Here is a 24,599-nt window from a genome sequence, read left to right as displayed (position 1 = left end):
AAGACGCCATATAAATGCGGATTATTATGATGAAGCTAGGTTAAGACGTATATCAAAAGAAGGAAAACTATTGTATAAGAGAAGAAAAGAAACAATAGAACGTAGCTTTGCGGATTCTAAACAAAATCACGGATACAGGTATGCACAATATAGAGGAAAAGCCAAAGTACAGTCGTACGCTTGGCTGTCTTGTTGCGTTCAAAATATGAAAACAATAGCATTAAGAGAGGTATAAAACCTCTTAATACTACTGGATTTTTGCCTTAAGGCTTATTTTTTTTGAAAAAAAATACCATAACATCAATACTAGCTTGATATTTCGGTATTTTTGTCAACAATCTGAACAATCCTTAAAATATATTTAAGGATTGCTTATTTTTTCTATTAAAATTTTGAAACATTCTTGCGCATCTCTAAAGTCTCTTTCATCAGGATGAGTTTTTGATTCTTTCACCATATCCATTAGATCTGGAGTTAACTTATGAATAAAGTTAGGATCTCTCCAAGTTAAAATTTTAAAGACTATTAGTACTTTAGGGTCTATCTTACCTTGACAAACAAAAGTTTTCAGGATATTGTTGTTTCTTTCTTCCATAAATTGAATATAATTATTTATTGAATCTTCTGCATGATAATGTTCACGAGGAACTCCACAAGTAAGGAAGATAGCAACATCTTTATTGTGGATGTTTTGGTCATCGATAAATTTCTGCATATTTTTATTAGCGTTTGTTTTATCTGTCCAAGCTCCTAGTATATACAAATCAAATTCTTCCCCTAATGGTTTTCTTTGTTTTTTTATATCTATTAATTTAACATCGGCAAGATTTTTTATTTCATCATAAATAGCTTCGGCTACTTTTTTAGTGTTTTTTGTTTTACTTGAGTAAGCTAGTAGAATTTTCATTATTTACCTCCAACTGCATATAACAAAATTATATCAAAAAAAGTACGATTTATACAGTACTATTTACTAAAAATAATGTAAAATATTTATTAAAACTTGTGTAGAATAGGTAAATATAGTATTATAAAGTTGATATAATAACTAGGAGGATAGAAGGTGGCTAAAGAAAAAAAGAGCGAAGTGAAAAAAATAGATAAAAGCTTAGAAGTGACAAGTCATTGTTCATATATTGTATATAGAATAGAATCATTTACTAAGATAAAAACTCCTAAAAAAGCAATTTACAACTATATAGAGTTAGAAAAAACAATGGGCAACTTTCCTAAAGAATTAGAATATATTACTTCATTTTATGACGATGAAACTGGAAGTAGTGGTAGTTTTTTCAAAAATAATGAACAAGATAACTATATTTTGGCGTATACAGGAACTAATTTTTACTTCGATAGGGAAAAAGATATGAAAACTGATGTGCTAGACATATGTTTAGGTCAAGGTAGACATTATAGTCCTTGTTTTAAGTTTTATAAGAGAATGGTAAAAAAATACGGGGACAATATTATTCTAACAGGGCATTCTCTAGGTGGTAATATAGCTATGCGTGTTGCTTTAGAGTACAATGTTCAACATACTGTAGTTTATAATGGGGCGCCGCTTTACCTAACAGGAGGCGTTGATATATTTATGGATGAAAGTGTAGAACCAGAGCTGTACAAGGAAAGAAAAGCAAGATATAAGAGAAATGTCAATAAAATTACCAAAAAACAAGCTGAGTTTACGGGTGTTATAAAAAGAATTATTTCTGATAGAGATATTTTCACGCGTATATCAGAACTACTTGGTATCGGAAATTATGTAGGAGAAGAATATATCATAAGCGATGCAGGAATGCATGGCATGAAAGTTTTTCTAAATGTACATCAAGAAACGCTGAATGCAGTTTTAGTAAAGAAAGATGCCGAACATGATAATTTAACAAATGAGTATAAAGACTTTTCATTGGAAGAAATTAAACTATTAAAAGGTTTTTCAAAAGATACATTAAGTTCTTTAGAAGGCCAATTAGGATCAACGCTGATGAGTGATACGATAATGGATATTTTAAATAAAAATCCGTATAAAATAGACTTTCAAAGATTTATTTCAGCAATATTAGAAAAAATAGAACAACAAAGACAAGAAAAGCTAGAGTAAAACAACTCTAGTTTTTTATATTTTATATAGTAGAAAGAAGATTTGTAGTTTGTTAATTTCTAGATACTTATTTCCTAGAGGGAATGAAGATGTTTTACATTATGTAAACAAGAAATTGATTATAAAAAAATGATAATTACTGAAAAAAATGTAAAAAAGTGTTATAATATAAACAGTTCTTTGTAACAGGATACAATGTGATAAATACAGATGTTATCGGTTATAGATATGAAAACTATATATTGAAATAAATAATATAATTTATTTTATTATTTGGGAAAAATCAATATAAGAGTAAGGAGGAGTTGTAATGGCAGAATATAAGATTTTAGTCGTAGATGACGAGGAGCCAATTGCAAAAATTTTAGACTTTAATTTAAGGAAAGAAGGCTATGATGTAATAGTAGCTAATGATGGAGAAAAAGCAGTAGAATTAGCGTTCAGTGAAGATCCTGACCTAATTTTATTAGACCTTATGTTACCGAAAAAAGATGGTATGGAGGTTTGTCGAGAAGTACGTGCTCAAAAAAATATTCCTATTATTATGTTAACGGCAAAAAATAGTGAGATAGATAAAGTTCTAGGTCTTGAATTTGGTGCGGATGACTATGTAACAAAACCTTTTTCAACAAGAGAGCTTATGGCTCGTGTGAAAGTAAACTTACGTCGTGTCGCTAAACAAACTGAAGTAGTAGAAGAAAAAAATACTAGCGAAGTTGTAATCAAAGACATAGTAATTTATCCTGAAGCATACATTATTAAAAAGAATGGAGAAGAGGTTGATTTAACACGTAGAGAGTTCGATCTATTTTATTATTTAGCTCAACACCGTGGTCAAGTATTAACTCGAGAAAATCTTCTTCAAACTGTTTGGGGTTACGATTATTTTGGTGATGTAAGAACGGTCGATGTAACAGTTAGACGTCTTCGTGAGAAAGTTGAGACAGACTCATCACAACCAGAATACATAATGACAAGACGTGGAGTAGGATACTTTATAGGTGAAGAGTAATGAGCTTCTTTGGGAAAAAATTTAAAAAAAGATATTTTTCATCTATTAGGGTGAAGTTCGTAATAGTTTATGTATTGGTAAATATTATTTCGTTACAGTTAATTGGATTATTCTTTACAACGCAACTTAGGACTACCAATATAAATACTTTCGAACAAAATATTATGGAACAAGAGAAGATATTAAATTATCATATAAGAGAGGAATTAGATAAAGATAAGTCTAACTCACTAACGGAAAGTGATAATGATACCAAGTCAACAGATACTAAGAGTAGTATAACTAAGTTAGTAAGTGAATTTAATATTCAAAAATTACTTTTAGTAAGTGTTATTGACAAAGATTCAAAAATAGTCGCGTCATCATCAAAAAATGGTAATGATGATTATTTATCTAAAAGATCATTTGATCCACAAGTAAGCCAGGTCTTAAAAACTGGTGAAAGTGCGAAGAAAATTCAAACTAATCCAGATACGAACAGAAGGGTTTGGCTTTATGTCAGTCCGATAAAAAAAGATAATGAAGTTGTCGGAGTTGTTTCGTTAATGGCGGATATAGAAAGTGTATACCAAGATTTAGTAGGTATTACGAAAATATTCACCGTTGGAACAATTTTATCAATCTTAATAACGACAATAATTGGTTTTGTTGCTTCTAAAACAGTAACTAGTTCTATAGAGAAGATGAGTGCTCAGGTAAAAACCATGGCCTCAGGGAACTACGGAACAGTTGTTGGAATAAATACAAACGACGAAATTGGGGACTTAGCCAAGGTCTTCAACCAAATTTCGAAGAGAATTAAGGAAGAACAAGATGTAACAGAAACAGAACGTAGGAGACTAGCGACCATTATCGAAAGTATGATGGACGGTATTATTACGACTGATACTAATGGTAAAGTTATCCTAATAAATACTAGTGCTGGAGATATGATAGATGCACCAGAAAATGAAATTCTTATCGGAAAAGATGCGCTGAAATTACTAAATATTTCAGAATATGAAAGTATCGGTGAAATAATAGAAGCAGAAGATAGCTTATTAGTTAATGTTTCTGAAGATGACGAAGGTCTACTACTTAGGGCAGAATTTTCTAAAATATTAAAAGAAGAAAATGAAGATTTATCACAAGTATCAACAGAATTAGAAGGATACATCATTGTATTATATGATGTAACTGATCAAGAAAGACAAGAGCGTGAGAGAAGAGAGTTCGTCTCTACCGTATCTCACGAATTAAGAACACCTCTAACAACTATGAATAGTTACATAGAAGCGTTAGAAGAAGGTGTTATTAATGATAAAGAATTAGCTCCACAATTTATAGATACAATCCATAAAGAAACTACGCGTATGATAAGAATGGTTAACGAACTTATGCAGTTAGGTAAGATGGATATTAAAGAGGAGCACTATGATAAAGAGTTTATTGATATAAATAAACTAATAGAGCAAATTTCTGACAGATTTGAGCTTACTCATCCAGAGAAAAACTTTATTAAATATATACCAAAAACACCTATATTTGTAGAAGGAGACCAAGATAAATTAACGCAAGTGTTTGATAATATTATGAACAATGCGATAAAATACTCTCCAAACGGTAAAAATATAACGGTTAGGGTAAGACAAAATTATAATCATAATCGTGTAAGTATTTCTATAAAAGACGAAGGGGTAGGAATACCACTTGTTCATATAGATAAAATATTCAATAGATTTTATCGTGTAGACAAGAGTCGTCAAAGAACTATGGGTGGTACAGGATTAGGATTAGCGCTAGCTAAAAATATCGTAGAAGCACATAGAGGAAGAATATGGGCGCAAAGTAGGGAAGATTATGGTAGTATTATCTTTGTAACTTTACCATGTGAAAACATGGATGATGAGTGGTTATAGGAGGGGTTGTATGAGACATAATAAGAAGGAAACTATGAAGACAATACTATTAGTTTTCTTAGTAATTAGCAGTATAGCTTTATCTTATTTAATAACAACATATCAACCTGATTACGAAATATTTACTAGAAAAAGTGGACAGAAAGCTACGGAAGGTAAGGATAGTTCAGCGTTGCTTAACTTCTTAACTCCAGATTCAATCGCAAAAACAGATGCTGGAGCTAGAGAAGAGCCGCCTGTTAAAGGTTCTATTACAAAAGTAGCAACGGTAAACGCAGTAAAAGATAGAGGAAAATTAAAAGAGATTCTATCTGTTCTAGCTAAAAGTGAAAGTACAGAAGCCAGAGTAAAAAGTGTTGGAGCTGAAGAGTTATTCGGCAATAACAACAAAGAAAAATTAACGATAAACTACTCTGTTACTCTGGAATCATCTTTACTGAAATCATTGCTTTTCTCAGAGGAGAACTCTAATATTACTGTAGAGTTTGATACAATAGTATTATTAAAAGAAAAACCAGATACTATTTATTTATATAAAAAAGATGATAAAAACTATTTACAAATAACATTAAAAGAAAAAGTATATGATACTGTTGATACTATATTTAATGAGAATAAGCATGAATATGGAAAATATAGCTTAAACAATAAGTTTATCTATGTAAAAGAAAAGACAGATAATCTTATGATTGATGAATATAGTATAGAAGATGTTAATATGAATAAACTAGCTAGAGGTATCTTTGACAAGAAAGATAATATTCGAGTTAGTAGTAATAATGAAATGACTGATGGTTATGGAATACTAAAACCACAAGGCAACAGAATAATCTATACAAATCCATCAAGTGAAGATGGTAAAGAGGTTGATGCCACTACAGCGGTAACTAATGCGATTAACTTCTTAGAGTTAGGTTATAATGAGGATGTCAGTTACCAAGTAACAACAGCCTTAGAAGGTATAACAATACTTCAACAAACGTATAAAGACTCGATAGTATTTAGTAAAGATGGTTCTGCGGAAATTACCGTTGAGGACAATACAAATGGTATTTATCGTCTAACTTCGCCAAGAAGAATATCTAAGGCATATTTATCATCTAAAGCTTTAGGAACATATGATATAGAAAGAATAGAGTATATTATAAATTATTTATATAAACATGTAGAACTACAGTCTGTTGATGATATAGTTTTAGGATATGAAAAATCATATAATAAATCTAAAAATACTTGTAGGTATATTCCTGCGTGGTATATAAAATATAATGATCGCTATGTAAGTTTTAAAAGTTTAAAAGAAGCGGTAGATAAAGGAGAAAGACTATGAACTGGGGTAAAATAAAAACTATGTTTATATATGTGTTTATAGTTTTGAATATTATTCTACTTAGTTTCTTTATCTATACAGTTGAGAAAAATAGTGCTGATATTGTTCAGGAAAAAGAAATTATTGAAAAATCTATGGCTAATGACAATATCACTGTAGAGGAAAACTATACTAAAAAAGATAATCTAGGTTATGTGAATGTGACGATCTCAGACTTAAAAGACATAAAACAAGATGTAGCAGGACTAAACTACGATTTAACTAAATCAGATAAGACTGCAATATTAAAAGTTACAAGTGAAGCTAGCTTGACAAATGTTAATAAAAATAATTATAAAGTAGATTTAGATACGTTTTTACTTGAAAGATTTAAACCAAGTGCAAATTACATCTTTTCTAGCTATGACAGTAATAAAAAAGAGATTATTTATGATCAGCAAGTAGATGGATTAAGAATCTTTAGTAATAACAATGCTAGAATAGTATTCCATGTTGATGATAATGGGGATGTAAAATCCTTTGAACAAACATTAGTAACGAATATTAGAAAAGATAAAAATGAAACACTAGTAACGCAGTCACAAGCTGTAAATAGGTTATATCATGAAGATTTAATTCCTAAAAACAGCAAGGTAAAAGCGAACCTAGGATATTATACATATATTTCGCAAACAGAAAATCAGGTACTTATTCCTACTTGGAATATAGTAATTAGTAACAACGATAGTGGTGAAATAAAAAACTACTATGTTGATGCGATAAACCTTGATATATTAAATAAGAAACAATAAATAAAAGGTCAACCAAATATTTGGTTGACCTTTATTTTAATATCTATTTATTATTCTACTGTTACTGATTTAGCTAAGTTACGTGGTTTATCAACATCTAATCCACGAGTGTAAGCTGCGTAGTATGCGAATAGTTGAGTAACTACGATACTTGCGATTGGAGCAAGATCTTCGTTTACGTTTGGAATAGCATAGTCACCTTTACGAGCTAGTTTTTCAAGAGTGATAACTAGTGTGTTAGCTCCACGGCTTGCTACTTCACTTACATTACTACGAGTGTTTAAGTCTAGTTTTGTATTTGTGATAAGAGCAACTACTGGAGTTTTTTCTTCGATTAGGGCAATAGTTCCGTGTTTTAACTCTCCACCAGCAAATCCTTCAGTTTGGATATAAGAAACTTCTTTAAGTTTTAAAGCAGCTTCACATGCACTATAGTAGTCGATTCCACGACCGATATAGAATGCATTGCGCTCAGTGAATAAGTTTTTAGCTAAGTTTTTAATTGTCTTAGTATCGTCTAAGATTGATTCAATAGCAGAAGTAATTACTGATAATTCTTGCTCGATATCAAATTTAGGTTTTCTATTAAGTTTAAGAGCTACTTCATAAGCTAAAATACTTAAAATAGCAATTTGTGAAGTATAAGCTTTAGTAGAAGCAACGGCAATTTCTACACCTGCGTGTAATAGTAATGTGTAATCACATTCACGAGATAGAGTAGAAGCGTCTACATTAGTTAATACTAAGAATTTATAATCGTTGTTTACACCGCGTAATTTAGTTAAAACTGCACGTAAGTCAGCTGTTTCTCCAGATTGAGAAAGGAAGATAAACATTGGTTTTTTAGATAATAGAGGTACATTGTATGCAAATTCTGATGCAAGGTGTACTTCTGTTGGGATACCAGCCCATTTTTCGAAGTAGTTTCTACCTACTAAACCAGCGTTATAACTAGTTCCGCAACCGATAATGTATAATCTATCAGCGTCTTTTACGTGGTTAACGATATCGCTATCGATGTTAATGTCGTGTCCGTTGAAGTAGTGAGAAATGATGTTACGCATAGCTCCTACTTGTTCGTTAATTTCTTTAATCATATAGTGCTCGTGAATACCTTTATCGATTTCACCAGCATTTAAGTTAGTTGAGAAGCTTTCACGTTCAACTACGTTTCCTTCTTTATCTTCGATAGTTACGCTATCTTTTTTTACGATTACGATTTCACCATCGTTGATTTCTAAGAAGTTATTAGTGTACTTAATCATAGCAAGAGCATCACTACCAACGTAGTTTTTATTTCCTTCTCCAAGACCAATTAATAATGGGCTTTTGTTTTTTGCCACATATAAAGTATCTTGATCTTCAGTGTCGATTAAACAAAGTGCATATGAACCTTGTAATTTAGAAACAGCTTTTTTGAATGCATCTTTAGTGCTCATTCCACGATCGCTGTACACTTGAACTAATTGAACGATAACTTCAGTATCAGTTTCAGAAACAAGTTCTACATCTTTGAAAAATCTATCTTTAAGTTCTTGGAAGTTTTCGATAACTCCGTTGTGAACTAAAATAAAACGTTTGTTGAAACTTTGGTGAGGGTGAGAGTTAGTCACGTTAACACCACCATGAGTAGCCCAACGAGTGTGCCCAATACCTAATTCAAGGTGTAAATCCTCAGGGATTAAAGCTTCTAAGTTTTTGATACGTCCAACAGCTTTAGTAACGCTAGCCTCTCCATCTACAACACCAGCAATACCAGCTGAGTCATATCCACGATACTCAAGGCTGCTAAGCCCATCGATTAAAAACTTCACTCCATTTGCTTCTCCAACAAATCCTACAATTCCACACATATTTAATTTCCTCGCTTTTTATATTTTATTTAATTAATAGTTCAAATTTATAATACCAAAAATACTTAATAATAGCTTAAAACTACATTGTTTGCCGCTATTCTTATTAAAAATAGGTATTATATAAAGAGGTAATAATGATTTTGAAGAATAAACTTAAAAAATTAACACTAAATTTTACCTTGTAAATAGTTGTTTTATGAAAAGAAAATTTCATAAAGAAAATTAGAAAGTACTAATTTATTAAAGAAGTAAAATAGCTAATTTCTTGTATTCTGTTGTACATTATTTAACGAAACTCTTTAATTCCGAAAAAGCATCCGCCGAATTTTCGATAACTTTTTTCCTCGTCAACTAAGCTCAATTTAACCGTTAGAACTTAGTTCGGGCGCTGTAATTATAAATAATAAAAACCTCCATATTTTTGTGCATTCTACCATATTATACTAAATGAAAAGAATTATGTAAATTAATTTGATGTTTTTTTTAGTTGCAAAAAGGGTTAAAAAGAACATCTATACCTAGTTGTACTTAAGGTATAGATGTTATGGGGTATATTAATATGTATTAACCAGTTACTTCTACGGCGTTTTTAGTTTCATCTGGAAGACTTACTTCATTTACAGAATTGATTTTACTATAGTCAGTGTTTATTGTTCCTATGAAAGTAAGATTATTAGCGCTGAAAGAGAATTTTGTTTCACTACGTACTGGAGTGAAGTCTTTTGTTACAACATATTTAATTTGTAACTCTTTTGGATCTATATCTTTATAAAGATCTTCTTGTTCATCATCGTTTCTTGTTGAATTTAATACTGCTGTAATGATTTCTTTAAATTTACTATTATCTGTTCCTGAATAAGTAAGAACATAGTTTCCATTTTCTTCAGTTACTTTAAAGTCTTTAGCATTGTTTTTGTACGCTTCTAATACTTTTTGAGGGAAAATATTATCTTTTATATAATCATATTGAGAAGTAACCGTTGGATTTGAACTTTTTGTCCAATCAGAAGATGTACTTTTTTTAACATAAGCAGTATCATCTTTTAAATAAATGTCTTCTTTATAATTGTTATCACCAACATTATCAGAAGAAACAGTCCCTGAAATTTTGTAAACTGCAGGATCAGTAGTAAATGTAGTTACTATTTTAGTCTCTGATTTTGGAGTAGAGTTATCAGTAACCATTTCAGCTATAGAAGTCTTAGAACTCTCTCCACTTTTGATTTTTTTAGTGTTCTCAATAGTTTTATTAAGTATAGTTTCTGGATTTGAAGTGCTCTTTAAATTACAAGCTGTCAAAGTAACAGCAAGTACAAATGTAAAAGCAATTAAAAAATATTTTTTCGCAATTTTCATTATGTATATCTCCTTATTTATAGGCTTTAACATAGTTTATCACATTTTAATATTAAATGCTAGAGAAGGAAAATGTAAATAAATAACAAAATACCTCTTGACATATATCAATGATTGATATACAATTATATCAAAGATAGATATATCGATGATGGATATAGATAAAGTATATCTCTATAAATGAGGTGATAAAATGGCAAAATTAAGCCCGTATGAAACAGGCGAATTAACAGATAGTATATTTTTTACGCTTCTTGTTCTAATAGAACCGATACATGGTTATATGATAATGCAGAAAGTTGCAGAGATTACAAATAATAGCATCATTATCGGGCCAGCAACAATGTATACGACATTAGGAAAAATGGTTGGTGCAGGTTGGATAGAAGAAAAAGAAGTGGATAATTCAAAAAAGGAATATCATATTACTCCAAAAGGAGAAGAGATATTAAACAGAAATCTACAACAACGTCAATTCTTGGTTGATGTAGCTAAAAGATTTTTGGGAGGTGATTTAAATGGGTAAATATAAGCTTATAAATGGATTTACTTTATCGAATGATAGATGTATGAAAAAATTAGAAAAATACAGTGAAGAGGGCTGGTATTTTAAAAAATATCTCGTATTTTTTATGTTACTCGAAAAGGGCGAAAAGAAAAAGTGTAAGTATAGATTGTTATATGAGAAAAAATTTGATAAAGAACGCGAAGAGTTTTATGTGGCTAATGGTTGGCAGGTAGTAAGAAATAGCCACTTTTGGCAAATACTAAGAGGTGATGCCGATGCTGTGGAACTATATACAGATGCTGTTAGTGAGAAAGAAATGTGGAAACAAAGAATAAAATTTAATTCAATATTAACGGCAATAGTTATAATAGTAGATATATTATTTGATTTTGCAAGTATATATATTAGTGACGATGAGTTTGTTGATTTTATTAGGGGTATGGTGTTTAGTGCAGGGTTTGGAATGGCAGCACTTACTATTTATTTCTGTTTTAAATATCTATCCCTTGATAAAAAATCGTATAATGAATAATAAGTAGAGGTGATAAGGATGTATAAATATATAAATATATGGATCAGTTATGATAAAGTAGCTGATAAAATGAATCGCCTTGCTGCTCAAGGATACGAATACGATAAAGAATATTTAGTAGCAGTTAGAATGAAAAAAACATCTGAAACCAATGATAAGCAATATAAGTTTATCTATGACAAGAATTTCACTCCCGAGACAGCGGAGTATTATAAAGCGAGTGGTTGGAAACTTCATAAGTTTAAGTTTTATAATATATTTAGACTAGCTGAAGGAGATTCAAATTCGTATCCAATTTATACTGATACCGAGACAGAATTAGAAATTGCTAGATATAGATTGTTAAGATTTATAATTCAGTTTATTATAATAAGTATGATAGCCGTATTGTTTTTCACAAATAAGTTTGCGATTCTTAGTTTTGCAATCCAAAGTAAAATATTGAGTATGTTTTTTATACTATTATCTGGATTAATAGGTGGTATGTGTGGTTATTGTATAGGAGGTCTTGCAATATTTATACCGAAGTATTTCAAGTTAAAAAAAGAATTGAAATTAAATAGTGATTAAGTAGAATGAAGAGAAAGAGGTAAAAATATGATTCTAGAGTTTATAAATGTAGAGAAAAGTTTTGGTGCTAAAAAGGTACTAAAAGGTGTTAACTTCACTGCGAAAAGTGGAGTAGCAAATGGTTATTTAGGGCGAAACGGAAGCGGAAAAACAACAAGTTTCCGTATACTATTAGATATTTTCAAACCTGATAAAGGTCAAATCTTACTAGATGGTAAGAAGCTTGATCATAAAAAGGTAAAAATAGGATATCTACCAGAAGAGCGTGGAATGTACGATGGTGTAGGTTTAGTAGACCAACTAACATATTTTGGTATGTTAAAAGGAATGAAGAAAAAAGCTGCACAAACAGAAGCAAAAAAATGGTTAGAGTATTTTGACTTGAAAGATGATAAACAAGCACTTAAAACATTATCTAAAGGTAATGCTCAAAAAATCCAAATCATTCAAAGTGTTATGAATGATCCTGATATTCTTGTTTTTGACGAACCTTTTAGTGGACTAGATCCGGTTAACGTATCAAAATTAAAAGAAATTATTAATAACTTTATCAAAAGAGATAAGCTAGTGCTGTTTTCTTCTCACCAAATGCCTGTGGTAGAAACATTTTGTGAAGATGTACATATTCTTGAAAAAGGTGAAATAGTACTAAGCGGAAATCTTGATTATATGAAAAAACAACTAGGTCATGGAAAAATGATTTTAAGCGTAAGCAATATAACTAATCAAGAATTATATGCTAACTTAAGAAGTTTACCGATGGGAATAGATTTATCACTAAAACCAGAAGGAGTACTACTTGACTTTAAAGAACCAGATGCTAAAAGAGAGTTACTTAACAAGTTAGCTGGTAGTAGTTTTGATATTGAAGAGTTTAAATTGTATAAACCAACATTAGAAGAAATATTTAAAGAACAGGTAGGTAAGTAATTATGAAAAACTTTATGACAGTATTTAATTTTGAAATTAAACAATTTTTTGCGAAGAAATCAACAAGAGTTATAATGGTGATATACTTTGTTCTAATCTTTGGAGCGACTTTTATTCCTACTATTATGAACAGTAGCTATTTCAAAGGTAACAACAATGATAACTTCAGTAAGAGTGCATATGTTGTAAAAGATGTTCCGGTTGAAGTGACAGATTTAAAAGAAGCTAAAAAATATGAAAGCAAAGAACAAATCGAAAAAGATATAAAAGATGGAAAACTTGAAGAAGGTATAGTTTTAACTAAGGATAGTTATGAATATCTATCAAAACAAAGCATTATGGGTAACAATGATAGTGCGTTTAGAGATGCCTTTGGAGCAAATGTTGAAAAATTAGTATATAAGCAAAATAGCTTAGATTATGCAAAAGTAAATCAAGTTAAAGCAAGTATACCAAAACCGACTCCGATAAATATTGGAGGAGATTCTAATGTTAAATCACAAATAGCTAACTTTGCGATGATTTACGTATTAACATTTATTATATATATGACTGTAGTTCAATTTGGTGGTATTGTAGCAACAAATGTTGTTAAAGAGAAAAGTAACAGAGCTATGGAGCTTCTAATAGTTACGGTTAAACCAAAAACATTAATTTTAGGAAAAGTACTTGCATTATCTGTGGCTGTATTAATTCAAATGGGATTAATCGTTGGTGGATTAGTATTAGGTCTTAAAATCAATGGAGCTAAATACAGCGATAGTATAAGAGAAATAGTTAGTAACTTAAACTATAAAGTGTTAGGAGTTGGATTAGCATTTACATTAACAGGATTCGTAATGTTTATGTTTATGTTTGCGGCATTTGCATCACTAGTAAGTAAAGTTGAAGATGTTAACGGAGCTGTGATGTTACCAATGTTAGCATTTATGGCAGCATTCTTTGTTAACTACTACTTAATGGGACAAGGTGCTAATACTAAGATTGCTGCAATATTATCATACTTCCCACTAACTTCATATTTTGTAATGTTTACTAGATACGCACTTGGTAATGCTAACCTACACAGTGTAGAGATTTCTTACGGTATTCTAGCTATTACAACACTAATAGTAGCTATTGCTTGTGTTAGAGTATACAGAGCAGCAACATTAAGATATGGACAAAAACTAAAATTCTTTAAATTGTTATTTGGAAAATAAAATATTATAAGAAACTGAAGCGGCTATTTACTAGCTGCTTCTTTTTTATTAATGGCTTAAGCCAGTTGAGGAGGCGAAGTCTCCGAAACAAAAAACCACCCGCTATGCGGGTGCGAGATAAAAGTTAAACAATTGAAAAATCATCCTTTCTTGATAAAATAAGAGTAGTTCAAGCTCTAAAATAAAGAAAGGATGATTTTATAATGGCCAATAAACATAATAGTTTATCGCATACAAAGTGGTTGTGTAAATACCATATTGTATTTACCCCTAAGTATAGACGAAAAATTGAATTTAATCAATATAAACGAGATATAGTGAATATAATCCAAAGATTGTGTAAATATAAAGGAGTAGAAATAATAGAAGTGCACATAATGCCTGATCATATACATTTGCTTTTGTCAATTTCACCAAAATATAGTGTTTCAAGTATAATGGGATACTTGAAAGGAAAAAGTTCATTGATGATATTTGATATGCATTCAAACTTGAAATACAAGTATGGGAATAGAAAGTTTTGGGCAGAAGGATATTATGTAAGTACAGTAGGACTGAATGAAAGTACGATAAGGAAATACATCAGGGAACAAGAATCGCATGATATTGCGATGGATAAGTTGACAACAAAAGAATATATAAATCCATTCGGGATAAGAAAAAATAAATAGACCCGTTTAACGGGTAGCGGGCGTCAAAATACAATAGGGCTCGAACGAATGTGAAAGCCAGCGCCTTGAGGTGCGTGTTAGTAACAAAGGGTTATACCCACAGAGAAAACCACCCCTTTTCAGGGGTGGTTATTATTTGTAATTAGAGGAGAAACTAACAGATAATAGTAGATTATTTGATTTGAAAATACAATTAAATTTTGATAAATAGTGTAATGTATAGTATAATATACAAAAAGTAAAAGATAAAAGGAGCTAATATGGTCTTATTGCAAAGTAGTAGAGAAGAAGCTTCAGGAGCAGCGACACAATTAATGGGAGCTAGTAATGGTTTAAATGATGTAGGAACAGTCACAAAAGATACAGAAACTACAGTAGCTGGAAATAAAAATGCACAAAGCAGTGCTGATACAGCGATAACTAATGGTCAAAAAGTTCAACAAGTAATTCAAAATATGTGTAAAAATATTAATAGTGTTGCAGCTGAATTCGAAGCTATGGATAAGGATATAAGTAAAGAATTACAATTTAATATTAAGCGTTAATTAATAAATATTAAAAGGATTAATAAATGGAAAATAAAGACGAATATATTAAAAGGCAACTTTTAGAAGAACAGTTAGATGATAACAAAAAGAAGTTGAAAGAATTTGAACAATTAGAAGATTTAAATAATAAAGAACAATCTCAAAGTCATAGATTAAAACAACAGTTACATCACTTGTTCGGAAGAGAGTATAGTAGACACATTGAACATATAGATTATTGTGAAGAACAAAGTAGAAAAAATTTAGCAAAAACAAAAAATACTCTTCTAGATGAAGAGGCAGATCTTAAAATTAAGTATCAAAAACTAGAGAAATAGTAGGTGATAGTATGAGTATAGATATGATATTAGGCTCGGCACGAAGCCAAACCAATAGTATAAAGAGTCTTACGACAAAGCAAATAGCAAGTTATGAAGAAATAGAACGTGCCTTATTTAATTTTGTTACACAAACACATAATTTAAAAGGAGTAACATATGATAGTGCAAAAGCATATTGCAGTAGTGTATTAACTCCAGTGATTAGAGGTAGTATATTGCTAGATCAAGCAATAGCAAGATCTAATGAACAATATATAAATACATATACAGGTGAAGTGCATAACGATTCACTAAAACAAAGTGAATTAGAAAGGGCAATAGAAGAAACAAAAAGCCAAATAGCTTTTAATGAAAGGCTACTAAATGAACATTTTGAACAAGATGCAGTTGACTTACGTGAAGTAAGCAACCTACAAGACAAAATATCAAGTTATAGAAAAATTCAGCATGATCTTGAAGAAAAACTAAGAAAGCTATTAGCATTTAATGCGAAGTCGCCAAGTTTCTTCCAAGAAATAGCAGCTTTACAAAATGCGGTTGATCAAGGGGTGGCGCTGGCTAATAAGAGTTGGAATCCGGCATCAAAATCCTTCTCAATACCAAGTAGAGAAGAGATGGGATGGGTGAATGTGATTAATGATGCCTATCTTAGTCGGGACGGATTAACTATAGATGAAATTAGTAAAGACCACATTGTAAAAGATTTTATGGTTAATTACAGATTCGATAAAAAAACAGCAGAATTACTCTATAAATTACAAGAAAATATACTGGAAGTAGCTATAAAGGGAAATTGGAGTAATAGTAAAATAATACATGAATATTATAGTATAATAGCATCCTTAGCGCCTAAAAGTTACGTAGCTTTTAGATTCAAAGTAGTGGCGGGGACATTTGATGAAGAAATTACATCCGAAAAATTAAAAAAATATGAATTTTCAGAAGATGAAATTGAAAAATTATTTGATAGCATTAAGCAACAGCATGAATCATCAACATATAAAGATTTTGCACATGAAGCAGTACAATTATCAGCTTTTACAAATACAAGATTAATTTATTCTTCAGGAAGAGTAAGTGTTTTAGATGGGTGGCGTGTTATTTCCAAAATAGTAAACGCAGATTTAGATGCTATAAGATTAATAACTCCATATCCACTTCAACGATTTCTACCATCAAATCAAGGAAAGATAAAAATGAATACGAGAGAAGAAGGTATGTTTAAATTAAGAAATTGGAGTTTAGAGAGTAAAGAAATTTCTTATAAAGGTGATATTGACTCTGGTCGCTATGATGATGGGGATTTTAATTCTGATTTAGATCCGATAAATACTTATAAACCTATGATGCAGGTAAATAAAAAGGATATTTTTAAAGTACAGACTCAATATAATTTTAGAGTAAAAAATAATACAATAAATAGAGTTAGCGAGTTTTATAAAGTAAATGGATACGGTAATTATGAACAAGGTAAAAAAGCTGTCCAAAGAATAGTCAATGCCGATACAATAGCTACAAGGTATATGTCTTTAGAGTATAATAAAGAACAACAAGAAAAACATAAAAAAGACTTTTTTGATTACTTAGAGAGAGGTAGGTTTAAGAATGTTGAGTAGAATTTTTAAAGTAATATTATTGCTGTTTTTAGTGGCTCCAGTAATAGTAATTATGTATGACACACTAGCGGCCCCTAAGGTCTTAACAAGAGAAAACAACAAGGGTAATGAGTTTGAACAACTCGATAGATTAATGAATACAACAAGATATGCTGAACAGGTAAGAAAAGCAGGATATGAAGTAGATGATTATGATCTAAAAATGATGGATAGAATACCTGCATTAGAAACGTTAGGAAAAAATAAACTAAGCATAGAGTCGCCTACAAATAAATCTATACACATATTTACTGAAGAAAATCATAATTTGATAATTTTTAGTAAGGATATGACCATTACGGGAAGTGTAATAAACCAAGGCGAAGATAAACCCAGTAGAAAGTTAACAGAAGAAGAAAAAACTAAGTATGAAAGAGAGATAAAGGAAGAAATAAATAAACTATTGGATGATGTTTATAAAGCAGGAAAAGAATAATTATAAGAAAAAGAAGTAGCCATATATTAGCTGCTTCTTTTTCCTTATCAAGTAATAAGGTGGATATTATTTAGAGTTTTCTTGTCGGAACTAATGCTAAGAATTGATATAGCTTGAAATGTTAGTTTTGTATAAAAATATGATATAATAAATAAAAAAATAGACATTCTATTTACTTTAGTAAGATAAATATCGCAGTGACGGTTATAATGAAAGGTAACAATATATGAAAAAGCTAAATACATATTGGGTAACTTTAATAGTAATAGTGAGTATAGTAGCTGGTTATTATACTTATCATAAAGTAATTATAAAAAATGTTTTTGAAGAGATGTATGATTCTTACTATAGTTTTACAGTATTAGGTTCAATAGATGATATGCCACAAATAGAGCCTATTCCTAGGGATGAAAAAGGAGCGGCTGTTGTATTTCTAAATTATAAAGAAAATAAAAATGAAAATAGAATAAAAATTTCATTAGGTAATTATAAAGATATTCAGACACTATCGATATTATATTCTACTTTAGTTTCGGAGGAAGTGTACTTGGATATAATATATGTTTATGATGTGAATACACATATATTAAAGAATTATGTAAGTTTTTACGGGGATAATGTCCCAGAAACTAAAGATAAAATAAGCCAAACAAGAGAACTATTGCAAAAATATAATATTTCTAAAGAGCAGCTACAAAAAATATCAGATGAAGGATTAGATAAAGTGCTGACTGACTGGAAAAACTATAGTTTTAGTCCGTATTCAAAAGATAATATGGGAAGATTAACAATAGAGAAAGATGAGTTTTTAAAACAATAAGGTAAATCTATGAAAAAACTTAGTAAGAAATGGAAAATAATTATAATTACTGTAGTAATCCTGACAGGAAGTTTCTATGGTTATTATAAAATAAACAATAGAAACGCATTTGAAGAGATGTTCAACTCATACTATAATTTTGTACCAACTACTGCACTATATAATATGCCGCAAATAGATCCAATACCTAGAGATAGTAGGGGATTGGAGGTTATAAGTTTATATTATAAGGAAAATAAAAATAAAATAGAGATTTTGTTAGCTAATTATGATGATATACATTCAATATCGATACATTATTCTGTTTCGCTTTTGGAAGGAGTATATTTATTAATAATATATGATTATGATGTTAACACACATAAACTAAAAAATTATGTACGCTTTTATGGAGATAATATTCCGCATACTAAGGATAAAGAAAAACAGACTAGAGAACTCGTAGAAAAATATAATCTTTCTAAAGAACAACTACAAAAAATATCAGACGAAGGATTAGATAAAGTATTGACAGATTGGAAAAACTACAGTTTTAGTTCATATTCAAAAGATAATATGGGAAGACTGACAATAGAGAAAGATGAATTTTTAAAGTAACAAGGTAAGCCTATGAAAAAACTTAGTAAGAAATGGAAAATATTTATAACTGTTGTAGTAATCCTTTTAGGCAGTCTATATGGCATTTATAAAGCAAACAACAGAAACGCATTTGAAGAAATGTTCAACTCATACTATAATTTTGTACCGATATCGGCTCTATATAACATGCCGCAAATAGAGCCAATACCTAGAGATAATAGAGGGGCTGATGTTGTAATGTTAAACTATAAAGAAAATAATAATGAACGAAAAATACGTATTTCATTAGTAGGTAATAATAATGAAAAGATTTCAATATTTTACTCTGTATTAATATCAGATGGAGTACATTTAGCTATACATTATAGTTATGATATAAATAGTCATAAATTAAGAAATTATGTAAGTTTCTACGGAGATAATGTTCCCAAGGATAAAGATAAAGATAAACAGACTAAAGAACTTATAGAAAAATACAATCTTTCTAAAGAACAGCTACAAAAAATATCAGATGAAGGATTAGATAAAGTACTAACAGATTGGAAAAGATACAGTGGTAGCTCATATTCAAAAGATAATATGGGAAGACTAACAATAGAGAAAGATGAATTTTTGAGATAATAGGTTAAATCTATGAAAAAATTAAGTAAGAAATGGAAGATATTCATAACAGCTGTGATAGTCCTAGTAGGTAGTTTCTATGGTTATTACAAAATAAACAATAGAAACGCCTTTGAAGAGATGTATAATTTGTATTTTAACGTATTACCACTAAGAGCTATAGATAATATGGGACAGATAAAACCTATCCGCAGAGATGATCAAGGTTATGATGTTAAAAGATTATACTATAAAGAGAAAGTTAATAATAGTGATATAGGAATTTTTTTAATAAATTTTAACAATAAAAAGAAAATATTTCTAATTAGCTCAACATTAATCGCCGATGGGGTATATTTAGAAATAAACTACTTATACGATATGCATAATCATGAATTGCGAAATACTGTGAATTTTCGTGGGGAAAATGTTCCTACAGTTGAAGATGATCAAAAACAAACAAAAGAATTACTTGAAAAATACAATATTTCAAAAGAATATCTACAAGAAAAGTCAGATGAATTATTGAATACCGTACTAACGGATTGGAAAAACTACAGTGGCAGCTCATATTCAAAAGATAATATGGGAAAACTGACAATAGAGAAAGATGAGTTTTTAAAATAATAAGGTAAACCTATGAAAAAGCTTAGTAAGAAATGGAAGATAATTATAATAGCAATGGCAGTTCTAGTAGGAGGATTATATGGTATTTATAAGATAAACAATAGAAACGCATTTGAAGAGATGTATAACTCGTATTATAATTTTGTGCCAACAACAGCATTATATAATATGCCCCAAATAGAGCCGACACCAAGAGATGAAATAGGATTAGAAATAGCAAAATTATATTATAAAGAAATTAAGAATGATATTAAAATAGAGTTTTCACTAATCTCTTTAGATGATAAAGATGAAATATTGTTGATAGGTTCAACATTTATAGAAGAAGGGGTATATTTAGATGTAAGCTATGTATATGATATGAATACTCATATATTGACTAATAACGTTTCTTTCCGAGGTAAAAACCTTCCTGTAGTAGAAAATTATCAAAAACAAACAAAAGAACTCCTAGAAAAATACAATATTTCAAAAGAATACTTACAAGAAAAATCTGATAAACTATTAGATACTGTACTTACAGATTGGAAAAGATACAGCGGTAGCTCATATTCAAAAGATAACATGGGAAGACTGACAATAGAGAAAGATGAATTTTTGAGATAATAGGTTAAATCTATGAAGAAATTAAGTAAGAAATGGAAGATATTCATAACAGCTATGACAGTCCTAGTAGGTAGTTTCTATGGTTATTATAAAATAAACAACAGAAACGCATTTGAAGAGATGTATAACTCATATTTTAATATACTTCCTATTAGTTCAATAGAAAGAATGGGACAAATTAAACCAATATCCTTTAATGATAAAGAATTAGATTTTGTAAAACTATATTATAAAGAAAAAGTTGATGATAGCAATATAGAATTTTCTTTAGTAAATACTAAAGAAGGAAAGAAAATTATTCTATTTAGTTCAACTTTAATTTCTGAAGAAGTAAATTTAGATATAAGTTATACGTATGATATGAATACACATGATTTGAAAAATAAAGTCTCTTTTAGTGGTAAAAATGCCCCTATAGTTGAAGATAAGACAAAACAAACAAGAGAACTTTTAGAAAAATACAATATCTCAAAAGAATATCTACAAGAAAAGTCAGATAAACTATTGGATACTGTGCTGACAGACTGGAAAAATTATAGTGGTAGCTCATATTCAAAAGATAATATGGGAAGACTGACAATAGAGAAAGATGAATTTTTGAGATAGCAAATTAAATATAGGTAAAATAGAAGGTCGTAGCTTTTAAATAAAGTTGCGACTTTTTTATGAAAAGTGTATTTTCTATATAAAATAACCATAAAATATTTAATGTGTTTATGAAAGGGTGTTTCATGAAAATCATAGTAATCTTGATACAGCTAACTTTGTAGATAATAACAATTCAAAATCTGTTACATAAAAAATCCAACATCTATTTACTTTATTTTTATTTAAAAAAAGGGTATAATATAGCTATAAAAACGATTACAAAAAAAATACAAATAAAGGAGGCATAATTTATGAGCGAATTAAAAAGAACGATAGGTTTCTTACCGGCATTTATGACGGTAATAGGTTCTGTAATAGGAGCGGGGGTATTCTTTAAAGCCGCCGTAATATATAAAACAACTGGAACAATGAGTTTAGGGCTTTTAGCTTGGGCACTAGCGGGAGTAATTACAATATGTGCAGGTCTTACAGTAGCTGAACTTGCAGCTTCTATCCCAGAAGTTGGTGGAATGGTTGTTTGGATTGAAAAAGCTTATGGTAAAACAGCAGCGTTCTTATTAGGTTGGGCACAATCAGTTATCTATTTCCCAGCTATGATAGCGGCTTTAGCAGTTATCTTCTCAACACAAGTATTAAACTTATTAAACTTAGATAAAGCATGGCATTTACCAATTGCTTTTGCTGCAGCAGCATCACTAATGTTTTTAAACTTCTTAGGAGGAAAAACAGGTGGAGTTATCCAAACAGTTGCTACAATCTGTAAATTAATTCCATTAGTTGCTATTATACTTTTTGGTTTATTCCAATCAGATTCTCAACCTCTACAACTTTTCCCAATTGAAGCAGGAAAAGATATCTCATTTGCAGGTGGATTAGGTGGAGCATTACTAGCTGCTATGTTTGCGTATGAAGGATGGACTAACGTAGGTAGTATGGCTGGAGAAATGAAAAATCCTCAAAAAGACTTGCCAAGAGCTATTTTCTTAGGTCTTGCAGTAGTTATGGCTGTATATGTACTTATAAATGTTGCGTATCTAATGAGTTTACCTTTAGATCGTGTTGCTGGTAACCAAACAGTAGCTAGTGAAGTAGCAGCTAAGTTATTTGGAGGACTAGGTGGTAAAATCCTAACAATCGGTATCCTAATAAGTGTGTACGGTGCTATAAACGGATTTACAATGGCAGGAATTCGTGTGCCTTACGCAATGGCGAAAAGTGATCAAATTCCAATGAAAAATGTTTGGACAAAATTAAATAAAGATTCTATTCCAGTAAACGCTGGATTACTATTATTAGTATTAGCTGGTATCATGATGTTAACAGGAAGCTTTGATATGTTAACTGACTTACTAGTATTTGTAATGTGGTTCTTCTATACAGCTACATTCCTTGCGGTAATCATCTTACGTAAGAAAGATCCTGAACTAGCTCGTCCTTACAAAGTGCCATTATACCCAATTATTCCAATAATCGCAATTTTAGGTGGGGTATATACATTAGTAAGTACGCTTATCGCTCAAACAGGATTAGCTTTAGGTGGAATTGGATTAACAGTTATAGGGTTACTATTCTACACAGAAACACACAAAAAATTCAAAAAATAGCATTATTCTATATACAAAAAGAGTACAAACAATTGGTTTGTACTCTTTTCAATTTTAAGGAAACAATACAAGTTGAGAATTTTTTAGAAGATATATGGTATTATTCTAAATTATAAAGTAGATTTAGCGATAATTTAAAAATTAATAGAGTAATATTACTCTATTTTTTTTATCAAAGAATATGATATAATGAAGAAAAAATTAAAAAGGTAGGTGTAAGATGAGTAATATTAGAGTTATAGCAACACGAGTACTATTAGCTATAATAGCCTTTGTAGTGCTGATAGTTATACTTTACTATTCAACTGTACCCAGTGGGAAAGATATAAGAAAGATGCATGAACAAGAGAGAATAGCAGAGTATACTGTGCAAAATTTTAGTAATGTAAAAAAAATAGAGTTCAAGAGTTTTGAACATCGTTCTGGACCTGGGCCAAGTGGCTGGTTTATCGGAGCTGTAGTAAACGATGATTTTGGAGCATACTACCATTTGAAAGATATAGAAGGTAAGGCAGAAATTAGTGGGGATATAAATGTGGTTACTCGAGAGGATATGAGGGAGGAGATTAAAGCAGGTATTAGGACAATGAATGTAGAGAGGAGAAAACAGCCGGATACAAACGCAAATATAAACGATATAGAAATAAAATATTTCGAAGGATAATAATTAATGAAAAAATTAATAAAAGTATTAGTAAGTATAATTAGTTTAGTAGTACTTGGAATATTTAGTACTGGATGTGGATCAAATAATGTGAAAATAACTAAAGAGCAACAAGATAATATTGTAAAAGAGTTATCTAGAAGTTATGATATAAAATCGATTGAATTTAAAAAAATTGAAAAAATATATGAGGCAGGATCGATAACTTTATATATAAAGATAAATGATGATCCAGAATATGAAACAACAATAAGTATTGATAATATGGATGAATTAAATAATATAAAAACAAGATGGGGGCTTAGTCCAATTCAGAGGTTTGAAAAATTAAAAAGAAAAGAAACTATAACATTAGAGAATATAGATTTAAAAAGTATAAAAATAAAATACATATAGAAAAATAGTATTTTGAACACTAGCGTTATAATAGTATGATTCTATATACAAAAAGAGTACAAACAATTGGTTTGTACTCTTTTCAGATTGTTGACAAAAATACCGAAATATCAAGCTAGTATTGATGTTATGGTATTTTTTTTCAAAAAAAATAAGCCTTAAGGCAAAAATTTAGTAGTATTAAGAGGTTTTATACCTCTCTTAATGCTATTGTTTTCATATTTTGAACGCAACAAGACAGCCAAGCGTACGACTGTACTTTGGCTTTTCCTCTATATTGTGCATACCTGTATCCGTGATTTTGTTTAGAATCCGCAAAGCTACGTTCTATTGTTTCTTTTCTTCTCTTATACAATAGTTTTCCTTCTTTTGATATAC

28 protein-coding genes and 1 pseudogene are annotated in these 24,599 nt (G+C 30.0%); 25 read left to right on the top strand and 4 right to left on the bottom strand.

What is annotated here, in order from left to right:
* Window positions 1–235, top strand: a 235-nt coding sequence (locus T369_RS0107255; protein ID WP_031553692.1) for a transposase, incomplete at its 5' end; no start/stop codon positions are given.
* A 126-nt stretch (window positions 236–361) separates the two neighbouring features.
* Here T369_RS0107255 and T369_RS0107250 read toward each other — a convergent pair.
* A complete protein-coding gene (locus tag T369_RS0107250) occupies window positions 362–907 on the bottom strand; it encodes a flavodoxin family protein (RefSeq protein WP_031553689.1) in 546 nt (181 codons plus the stop codon).
* A 156-nt stretch (window positions 908–1,063) separates the two neighbouring features.
* On the opposite strand from T369_RS0107250, the gene T369_RS0107245 reads away from it, so the two are divergent.
* From T369_RS0107245 to T369_RS0107225, 5 genes are all read left to right on the top strand, one after another.
* Window positions 1,064–2,101, top strand: a complete 1,038-nt coding sequence (locus T369_RS0107245) for a Tle-like phospholipase domain-containing protein (protein ID WP_031553686.1) — start codon at window positions 1,064–1,066, stop codon at window positions 2,099–2,101.
* Window positions 2,102–2,411: 310 nt separating this feature from the next.
* The gene (gene yycF, locus T369_RS0107240; RefSeq protein WP_031553683.1) at window positions 2,412–3,113 is read left to right on the top strand and encodes a response regulator YycF; all 702 of its coding nucleotides are present in this window, start codon (window positions 2,412–2,414) and stop codon (window positions 3,111–3,113) included.
* Window positions 3,113–5,011 (top strand): ATP-binding protein, encoded by a 1,899-nt coding sequence (locus T369_RS0107235; protein ID WP_031553681.1) that lies wholly within the window; start codon window positions 3,113–3,115, stop codon window positions 5,009–5,011. The genes yycF and T369_RS0107235 overlap by 1 nt, the downstream gene beginning before the upstream one ends.
* A gap of 10 nt (window positions 5,012–5,021) precedes the next feature.
* Entirely contained in the window at window positions 5,022–6,341 is a 1,320-nt protein-coding gene (yycH, locus tag T369_RS0107230; protein WP_031553678.1) for a two-component system activity regulator YycH, read from the top strand.
* Window positions 6,338–7,132 (top strand): two-component system regulatory protein YycI, encoded by a 795-nt coding sequence (locus T369_RS0107225; RefSeq protein ID WP_006363868.1) that lies wholly within the window; start codon window positions 6,338–6,340, stop codon window positions 7,130–7,132. The genes yycH and T369_RS0107225 overlap by 4 nt, the downstream gene beginning before the upstream one ends.
* Window positions 7,133–7,182: 50 nt before the next feature.
* Here the strand turns inward: T369_RS0107225 and glmS are convergent, their stop codons facing one another.
* The gene (glmS, locus tag T369_RS0107220) at window positions 7,183–8,985 is read right to left on the bottom strand and encodes a glutamine--fructose-6-phosphate transaminase (isomerizing) (protein WP_031553675.1); all 1,803 of its coding nucleotides are present in this window, start codon (window positions 8,983–8,985) and stop codon (window positions 7,183–7,185) included.
* Window positions 8,986–9,552: 567 nt separating this feature from the next.
* On the bottom strand, window positions 9,553–10,344 hold the full coding sequence (locus T369_RS0107215; protein ID WP_031553672.1) for a DUF6612 family protein: 792 nt from the start codon (window positions 10,342–10,344) through the stop codon (window positions 9,553–9,555).
* A gap of 193 nt (window positions 10,345–10,537) precedes the next feature.
* Here T369_RS0107215 and T369_RS0107210 point away from each other — a divergent pair, with 193 nt between their 5' ends.
* The 19 genes from T369_RS0107210 (at window position 10,538) to T369_RS0107120 (ending at window position 24,221) form a co-directional block, all read left to right on the top strand.
* Entirely contained in the window at window positions 10,538–10,870 is a 333-nt protein-coding gene (locus T369_RS0107210) for a PadR family transcriptional regulator (protein WP_006363871.1), read from the top strand.
* On the top strand, window positions 10,863–11,384 hold the full coding sequence (locus tag T369_RS0107205) for a DUF2812 domain-containing protein (protein ID WP_031553667.1): 522 nt from the start codon (window positions 10,863–10,865) through the stop codon (window positions 11,382–11,384). The genes T369_RS0107210 and T369_RS0107205 overlap by 8 nt, the downstream gene beginning before the upstream one ends.
* 18 nt (window positions 11,385–11,402) lie before the next feature.
* Window positions 11,403–11,954, top strand: coding sequence for a DUF2812 domain-containing protein (locus T369_RS0107200; RefSeq protein WP_031553664.1), 552 nt, complete (start codon window positions 11,403–11,405; stop codon window positions 11,952–11,954).
* Window positions 11,955–11,981: 27 nt separating this feature from the next.
* Window positions 11,982–12,884, top strand: a complete 903-nt coding sequence (locus T369_RS0107195; RefSeq protein ID WP_031553662.1) for an ABC transporter ATP-binding protein — start codon at window positions 11,982–11,984, stop codon at window positions 12,882–12,884.
* A 2-nt stretch (window positions 12,885–12,886) separates the two neighbouring features.
* On the top strand, window positions 12,887–14,086 hold the full coding sequence (locus tag T369_RS0107190; RefSeq protein WP_031553660.1) for an ABC transporter permease: 1,200 nt from the start codon (window positions 12,887–12,889) through the stop codon (window positions 14,084–14,086).
* A 203-nt stretch (window positions 14,087–14,289) separates the two neighbouring features.
* Window positions 14,290–14,757, top strand: coding sequence for an IS200/IS605 family transposase (gene tnpA, locus T369_RS0107185; RefSeq protein ID WP_031553658.1), 468 nt, complete (start codon window positions 14,290–14,292; stop codon window positions 14,755–14,757).
* 260 nt (window positions 14,758–15,017) lie between these two features.
* Window positions 15,018–15,302, top strand: coding sequence for a TIGR04197 family type VII secretion effector (locus tag T369_RS0107180; RefSeq protein WP_031553655.1), 285 nt, complete (start codon window positions 15,018–15,020; stop codon window positions 15,300–15,302).
* A gap of 26 nt (window positions 15,303–15,328) precedes the next feature.
* Window positions 15,329–15,622, top strand: a complete 294-nt coding sequence (locus T369_RS0107175) for a hypothetical protein (RefSeq protein ID WP_031550505.1) — start codon at window positions 15,329–15,331, stop codon at window positions 15,620–15,622.
* 11 nt (window positions 15,623–15,633) lie between these two features.
* Window positions 15,634–17,241, top strand: coding sequence for an LXG domain-containing protein (locus tag T369_RS09135; protein ID WP_081821909.1), 1,608 nt, complete (start codon window positions 15,634–15,636; stop codon window positions 17,239–17,241).
* Entirely contained in the window at window positions 17,231–17,716 is a 486-nt protein-coding gene (locus tag T369_RS0107165; protein WP_031553649.1) for a hypothetical protein, read from the top strand. The genes T369_RS09135 and T369_RS0107165 overlap by 11 nt, the downstream gene beginning before the upstream one ends.
* Before the next feature lie 226 nt (window positions 17,717–17,942).
* Window positions 17,943–18,536, top strand: a complete 594-nt coding sequence (locus T369_RS0107160; protein WP_031553647.1) for a TipC family immunity protein — start codon at window positions 17,943–17,945, stop codon at window positions 18,534–18,536.
* Between the two features lie 9 nt (window positions 18,537–18,545).
* Entirely contained in the window at window positions 18,546–19,133 is a 588-nt protein-coding gene (locus tag T369_RS0107155) for a TipC family immunity protein (RefSeq protein WP_031553645.1), read from the top strand.
* A 12-nt stretch (window positions 19,134–19,145) separates the two neighbouring features.
* Window positions 19,146–19,736, top strand: a complete 591-nt coding sequence (locus T369_RS0107150) for a TipC family immunity protein (RefSeq protein ID WP_031553643.1) — start codon at window positions 19,146–19,148, stop codon at window positions 19,734–19,736.
* A gap of 12 nt (window positions 19,737–19,748) precedes the next feature.
* Window positions 19,749–20,342 carry a TipC family immunity protein gene (locus tag T369_RS0107145; RefSeq protein ID WP_031553641.1) on the top strand — a complete coding sequence of 198 codons (594 nt, stop codon included), beginning with the start codon at window positions 19,749–19,751 and terminating at the stop codon, window positions 20,340–20,342.
* 12 nt (window positions 20,343–20,354) lie between these two features.
* Window positions 20,355–20,948, top strand: coding sequence for a TipC family immunity protein (locus T369_RS0107140; RefSeq protein ID WP_031553640.1), 594 nt, complete (start codon window positions 20,355–20,357; stop codon window positions 20,946–20,948).
* A 12-nt stretch (window positions 20,949–20,960) separates the two neighbouring features.
* Window positions 20,961–21,554, top strand: a complete 594-nt coding sequence (locus tag T369_RS0107135; RefSeq protein WP_031553637.1) for a TipC family immunity protein — start codon at window positions 20,961–20,963, stop codon at window positions 21,552–21,554.
* Window positions 21,555–21,847: 293 nt separating this feature from the next.
* Entirely contained in the window at window positions 21,848–23,161 is a 1,314-nt protein-coding gene (locus T369_RS0107130) for an APC family permease (protein ID WP_031553634.1), read from the top strand.
* Between the two features lie 220 nt (window positions 23,162–23,381).
* Window positions 23,382–23,825, top strand: coding sequence for a hypothetical protein (locus T369_RS0107125; RefSeq protein ID WP_031553632.1), 444 nt, complete (start codon window positions 23,382–23,384; stop codon window positions 23,823–23,825).
* 6 nt (window positions 23,826–23,831) lie between these two features.
* Complete coding sequence (locus T369_RS0107120) at window positions 23,832–24,221, top strand: hypothetical protein (RefSeq protein ID WP_031553630.1); 390 nt, start codon at window positions 23,832–23,834, stop codon at window positions 24,219–24,221.
* 202 nt (window positions 24,222–24,423) lie between these two features.
* Here T369_RS0107120 and T369_RS09610 read toward each other — a convergent pair.
* Window positions 24,424–24,599: pseudogene (locus T369_RS09610) on the bottom strand (transposase); the annotation flags it as partial.

It is taken from the genome of Gemella sanguinis ATCC 700632, assembly GCF_000701685.1.
In the GTDB taxonomy this organism is placed as follows: domain Bacteria; phylum Bacillota; class Bacilli; order Staphylococcales; family Gemellaceae; genus Gemella; species Gemella sanguinis.
This window is presented reverse-complemented; position numbering and strand designations above follow the sequence as displayed.